3 protein-coding genes are annotated in these 3,849 nt (G+C 73.1%); 1 reads left to right on the plus strand and 2 read right to left on the minus strand.

What is annotated here, in order from left to right; all coding sequences use genetic code 11:
* A partial coding sequence (locus tag JNW89_RS30315; RefSeq protein WP_238451683.1) for a glycosyltransferase occupies positions 1–1,044 on the minus strand: 1,044 nt, incomplete at its 3' end.
* Positions 1,045–1,133: 89 nt separating this feature from the next.
* Positions 1,134–2,459 (minus strand): polysaccharide pyruvyl transferase family protein, encoded by a 1,326-nt coding sequence (locus tag JNW89_RS30320; RefSeq protein ID WP_238451684.1) that lies wholly within the window; start codon positions 2,457–2,459, stop codon positions 1,134–1,136.
* Between the two features lie 307 nt (positions 2,460–2,766).
* On the opposite strand from JNW89_RS30320, the gene JNW89_RS30325 reads away from it, so the two are divergent.
* A complete protein-coding gene (locus JNW89_RS30325) occupies positions 2,767–3,816 on the plus strand; it encodes an acyltransferase (protein WP_238451685.1) in 1,050 nt (349 codons plus the stop codon).
* Positions 3,817–3,849 lie beyond the last annotated feature (33 nt).

Below are 3,849 nucleotides of genomic sequence, written 5' to 3' on the forward strand. Positions count from 1 at the left end.
GGCCGGGGGCGCGGCGGACCGGCGCAGCCGACCGGCCAGCCGGTGGGCCTGGCGCAGCGCCGCGTACGCGAGGTAGTTGTCCCGGCCCACCAGCCGGTGCTTGAGCCCGGCCACCCCGCCGGGGCGGGGGTAGCCGCCCGCCGGCAGGTGGCGACGGTACTGGGCGGCCACCCGGTGGAAGAAGTCCCGGCGCAGGTGCGGGTGCAGCCGGTCGTCGTTGCCGACCACCACCAGCATGTGGTTGACCATCAGCCCGAACAGCTCGGCCCGCAGCCGCTCGTCCGGGTACCGTCGCCCGACCCAGTCCAGCAGCCGGTCGTACTGGTCGAAGGCGTCGAAGTGCCGGCCGCTGCGGGTGGAGGTGATCGCGCCCTGCCGGCCCTGCCGGTAGAGGTAGCAGACCCGGTCCAGCACGGAGATCTTCTCCGCGCCGATCAGCAGCGGGTGGCTGAACGGGATGTCCTCGTACCAGCCGGGGTGGAAGCGCAGCTCCAGCTCGTCCATGAAGGCGCGGCGGACCACTTTGTTCCAGGCGGTGTGCTGCACCCGCAGCAGCTGCGGCCGGTCGGCCAGGCGGACCACGTCGGGCACCCCGCGCAGCAGCGGACTGCTGGCGTCCAGCTCGCGCCGCCCGCCCTCGTGCACCCGCACGTGGTCCACCAGCAGCACGTCGGGGCGGTGCGCGCGCAGCCGGTCCAGCACCGCGGGGATGGTGCCCGGCGGCAGCCAGTCGTCGCTGTCGACGAACCAGACGTAGTCGCCGGTCGCCACCGCCAGGCCGGCGTTGCGGGCCGGGCCCAGCCCGACGTTGCTGCTCAGGTGCACGGTGCGGACCTCGGGCCGGCCGGCGGCGTACGCGCGCAGCATGTCGCCGCACCGGTCCGGGGAGGCGTCGTCGACGGCGACCAGCTCGACCGTGCCCCGCTCGCCGGCCGGGACGTCCGCCCGGATCGACTCGAGGCACTGGTACAGGTACGCCTCCACCCCGTGGACCGGCACGACGATGCTCAGCAGTGGGGTGGCGCGCGTCGGCTCGTTGACCACGCCGCCACCCTGGTGCACCCGGGTGGACGGCCCCGGAACCTGACGTATCCGGTGGAGATGGAGTTACTGAACAGCCGCCGAGCGGCGGGTTAACGACTCAGGATCCGCCGTACCGGCGCGCCGACCGCCCGCCTGACCCGGGCCCGCAGCCGCTGCTCCTCCAGCGTCCGCACCTGGCCGTCCAGCGCGGTGTTGCGGTCCCGCAGCCACTGGATCCGCTCCAGCAGGGCCTCGGGGGAGGTCGCGGTGGCCGGGCGGACGGCCGGCGGGAAGCTGGTGGCGCGGACCCGCTCGTCGAAGCGGGCGGTGGCGTCTCCGTCGTCGAACGCGTTGCCGAGCCGGTGCGCGGCGAGGAACGCCGCCATCCGCTCGTAGCGGGCCCGGTGGCCGGCGTGCAGGGCGGTGTAGTCCGCCTCGGCGTAGAGCTGCGCGGCGTCGACGTCGGCGGGCACCTCCTTGATCGTCCGGTGCGGGATGTCGAAGTACCGGGCCAGCTCCAGCGTGCGCGAGTCGTGCGCGAAGAGGTAGCCGGGGGTTCCGGCGACCAGCGCGGTGATGGTGCCGTGGATGCGGGTGCCGAAGGCGAAGTCGAACCCGGAGAGGTAGTCCATCCAGGTCCACGGGTCCAGGAACATCCGCACCTTGTCCTCGACGAACAGCGGGTGGGAGGTGTGCACCGGGATCGGGCTGGTCCTGCCCCGGTCCGCCGGGGAGTCGCCGTAGAGCAGCGTGCCGAGGGTGGTGAGGTCCTGCGGCAGGTAGCGCAGGTTCGGGTAGCGCCGGTGGTGCGCGGCGATGATCTTCGCCATCGACTTGACGTACGGGGAGACGGTCAGCGCCACCCGGGCGTCCTGCTCCAGCGTCGGCGTGGTCTTCTCCACCGTCAGCCGGTCGCCGTGCAGGAACATCGACGGGCAGCCGATCACGTCGACCGCCGAGAAGCCCAGGGTCCGCAGGTAGCTCTCGGTGATCTCGCCGCGTACGCCGATGCTGGGCGAGCGCTCGAGCACGGCCCGGACGAACCGGCTGACCACGTCGTCGATCGGGCGCAGGTACTCCCGGTCGCCGCTGACGTCGGTCTGCACCCCGACGCCGAGCACGACCACCGGGATCTTCAGCCGCTCGACCAGCCGGGTCATCAGCTCGATGCGGTGCGCGTAGCTGCGCCGGAAGGCGTTGGCCAGCGGAATGACGTAGACGTCGTACTTCTCGTTGATCTCGTCGGCGTCGCGCGGGTTGACCTTGAACTCGGTCGGCGTGATCTCGGCGGTCGTCGTGCTGAGCAGCTTGTGGGCGGCGTGGCTGAAGACGAGGTTGCCGTTGTTGACCCCGATCCAGTCGCCCTCGAAGGCCTCCTCGGCGTAGCGGACGTCGAACGGGCCCTTCTTCGCCCGCATCAGGATCCGCTGGTGCATCGCCGCTCCATTTCGTGGTTCACGCGTGCCGGGGCGGCCCGGAGCCAGGACGCCGGCCGGCCCGCCGCCGGGCACGACGTCGGCTGCGGGTCCGGGGAATATTAGGGCAATCCGCAGCCCGCGTACATCTCCCGGTGGGTCCGCGTCCCCCCCCCCGGACGGCCGTCGCGGCCCCACCAGCCGGTAGGGTGCCCGGACGGTGGCACGACCGGTGCCGCCGTCCGGCGCCGGGCCGCGGTCGCGGCGGCGAGCGGCCGGGGGAGGAGAGGTACGTGCGGGTGAGCGTGGCGACGGCGGGGTGCCCGGCATGACGAGCGCGGTGGGCGCACCGACGGCCACGGCGAGCCGGCTGCCCTCGCTGACCGGGCTGCGTTGGGTGGCCGCGCTGCTGGTCTTCGGCTACCACGCGGGCACCATGCGGATCGTCGGCGAGCCCGACTACCAGGCGGTCGTCGGCGGGGTGTTCACCCTGGGCCTGTCCGGGGTGCAGTTCTTCTTCATCCTCAGCGGGTTCGTGCTGGTGTGGTCGGCCCGCGACGGGGACCGGCGGCGCGACTTCTGGCGGCGACGGCTCGCCAAGATCTACCCGAACCACCTGTTGACCTGGGTGGCGGCCCTGCTGGTGATGTGGTGGTTCGCCGACACCATCGTGCCCCGCGCCGCGCTGGAGAGTCTCCTGCTCGTGCAGGCCTGGGACCCGACGCCCGGCTACTTCTACGCCATCAACACGGTGAGCTGGTCGCTCTCCTGCGAGCTGTTCTTCTACCTTTGCCTGCCGCTGGTGCTGCCGGCGCTGCGCCGGGCCCGGGCCGGCCTGCTCTGGGCGGTGGTGGCGGCGGTGCCGCTGCTGATCGTGGCCCTCTGGCCCGGGCAGGCGCTGGTGCCGGAGGAGAGCACCTGGTGGTTCACCCAGATCTTCCCGGTGGTCCGCTCGCTGGAGTTCTGGCTGGGCGTGGCGGCCGCCGAGCTGATGCGGCGCGGCCGCTGGCGGGGGCCCGGCCTGCCGCTGGCCAGCCTCCTCTTCGTGGTCACCTGGGCGGTGGCGGCGCAGTGGATCCGCGCCGAGCTCTGGGCGGCGCTCCTCTCCGTGGCGTACATCCTGGTCATCACCGCCGCGGCGGACGCCGACGTGCGGGGGCTGCCCTCGCCCTGGCGGCACCGCCGGCTGGTCTGGCTCGGTGAGGTCTCCTTCGCCTTCTACCTGGTGCACGTGCTGGTGATGGTCACCGTGCTGCGGGCCACCGGCCACCTCGGCGTCGGGCTGCCCGGCTGGTGGGGACCGCTGGCGGTGCTCGGCTTCCTGGCCGTGAACCTGGTGCTGGCCGCCCTGCTGCACCGCTGGGTCGAGACGCCATGATGCGCCGCCTGGCCCCCCGTCGCCGGCCCCGCC

Source organism: Micromonospora sp. 4G55 (assembly GCF_016803375.1).